General features: G+C 63.5%; 3 protein-coding genes. All 3 read left to right on the forward strand.

Annotated elements, in window-relative coordinates; translation table 11 throughout:
• The first annotated feature begins 70 nt into the window (after positions 1 to 70).
• Positions 71 to 883 carry an indole-3-glycerol phosphate synthase TrpC gene (gene trpC, locus A2I95_RS32950; protein ID WP_291736611.1) on the forward strand — a complete coding sequence of 271 codons (813 nt, stop codon included), beginning with the start codon at positions 71 to 73 and terminating at the stop codon, positions 881 to 883.
• A 12-nt stretch (positions 884 to 895) separates the two neighbouring features.
• Entirely contained in the window at positions 896 to 1,366 is a 471-nt protein-coding gene (gene moaC, locus A2I95_RS32955; RefSeq protein ID WP_291736607.1) for a cyclic pyranopterin monophosphate synthase MoaC, read from the forward strand.
• The coding region (locus A2I95_RS32960) for a molybdopterin molybdotransferase MoeA (RefSeq protein WP_291736609.1) at positions 1,367 to 2,165 on the forward strand (799 nt) is incomplete at its 3' end.

Here is a 2,165-nt window from a genome sequence, read left to right on the forward strand (position 1 = left end):
TCGCCGCCCGCGGTGAAACTGCCATAGACTGGAACGCAGGAACGGAGGCCCAGGCATGAGTGGAACTGGTATGACCGAAAACGTGCTCGACAAGATCAAGGCCTACAAACTGGAAGAAGTGGCTGCCGACAAGGACGCCAAGCCGCTGGAGGCCGTCGAGGCCGAAGCGCGCGAAGCTTCCCCGGTGCGCGGCTTTGCCGACAGCCTGATGCAGGCCAACCGCAGCGGTTACGGCCTGATTGCCGAGATCAAGAAAGCCAGCCCCTCAAAGGGCCTGATCCGCCCTGATTTCGAGCCTGCGGCACTGGCCAAGGCTTATGAAGACGGTGGCGCGACCTGCCTGTCCGTCCTGACCGACACCCCCAGTTTCCAGGGTGCCAAGGAGTTCCTCACCCAGGCCCGCGCGGCCTGTTCGCTGCCCGCGCTGCGCAAGGATTTCATGTATGACACCTATCAGGTGGCCGAGGCCCGCGCGCTTGGGGCCGACTGCATCCTGATCATCCTCGCCTCGGTCTCCGACGCCCAGGCGCAGGAACTGGAGGAAAGCGCCTTTGACTGGGGCATGGATGTACTGCTGGAGGTGCATGACGCCGGGGAGCTTGAACGCGCCTGCAACCTGAAATCGCCGCTGATGGGCATCAACAACCGCAACCTCAAGACGTTTGAGACCACACTGGACACCACCCGCGAACTGTCGCGTATGGTGCCAGCCGACCGCACCATCGTCTGCGAAAGCGGGTTGTTTACGCCTGAGGATCTGAGCGACATGGCCCGTTATGGCGCCCGCACCTTCCTGATCGGTGAAAGCCTGATGCGCCAGGACGATGTCGCCGGTGCCACCCGTGCGCTGCTCGCCAATCCCTTGATGCCCGGCATGATGTAAAGGAGGACCGCAATGAGCCTCACCCATTTCGATACCAAGGGCGACGCCCATATGGTCGACGTCTCGGACAAGGCAGTGACCTCGCGCGTGGCCACCGCCGAGGGCCACATCATCATGGCGCAGGAAACCTTTGATATCATTGCTGAAGGCCGCGCCAAAAAGGGTGATGTCCTGTCCGTGGCCCGCCTGGCCGGCATCATGGGCGCAAAGAAGACGCCCGACCTGATCCCGCTCTGCCATCCGCTGCCGGTGACCAAGGTTGCGGTGGAGCTGACACTGGACCCGGACCTGCCCGGCGTGCGGGTTGAGGCAACCGTCAAAACTACCGGCCAGACCGGGGTTGAAATGGAGGCGCTCACCGCCGTCTCCACTGCCGCGCTCACCGTCTATGACATGGCCAAGGCCGTGGACAAGGCGATGCAGATCGGAGGTATCCGCGTGACGCTGAAAGATGGCGGAAAATCAGGCAAGTACGAGGCGTAAATGATCCCGGTCAGCGAAGCCCGCGCGCATCTTCTGGCGCTTGTTCAACAGCTGGAAACCGAACAGGTTCCGCTGGCACAGGCTGCGGGCCGGGTGCTGGCAGCTGACCTGCAAGCACGCCGCGACCAGCCGCCGTTCTCGGCCTCGGCCATGGACGGTTACGCTGTGAACGCGGCTGAGGTCGAGCTGCACGCCATGTTCAAAGTGATCGGAGAAGCCGCCGCAGGCCACGCGTTTCAAGGCCGCGTGGGCGCGGGACAGGCCGTGCGCATCTTTACCGGCGCACCAGTGCCAGAAGGCGCTAATTTCGTTGTTATCCAAGAGGATATATCCCGCAACGGAGACCTTATCACAATCACCGATGCCCCCGGCAGCAACCACAACATCCGCCCCCGCGGCGGCGATTTCACCGATGGCCAGACCGTCACGGCCCCCAAATGCCTGACACCGGCAGACATCGCCTTGCTGGCGGCAATGAACATCCCCGCGATACCGGTCACCCGCCGCCCGCAGGTCGCCCTGATCTCCACCGGCGATGAGCTGGTGATGCCCGGCGACACGCCCGGACCGGACCAGATCATCGCCTCCAACACCTTTGGCCTCAAAGCGATGCTCGAAGACCTTGGCGCACGGGCCCGCATCCTGCCCATCGCCCGTGACACCGAAAGCTCCCTGCGCACAGCCTTTGAACTGGCCGAGGGCGCTGATCTGGTTGTCACCATCGGCGGCGCCTCCGTCGGCGATCACGATCTGGTCGGCCAGGTGGCGCAGGACCTTGGGATGGAGCGCAGTTTCTACA

The sequence above is a fragment of the Leisingera sp. F5 genome (genome assembly GCF_001593695.1).

What these genes read in the sequence shown, in the direction of transcription:
- trpC (WP_291736611.1), top strand. Translation starts at nt 71, where the DNA reads ATGACCGAAAACGTGCTCGACAAGATCAAGGCCTACAAACTGGAAGAA.
- moaC (WP_291736607.1), top strand. Translation starts at nt 896, where the DNA reads ATGAGCCTCACCCATTTCGATACCAAGGGCGACGCCCATATGGTCGAC.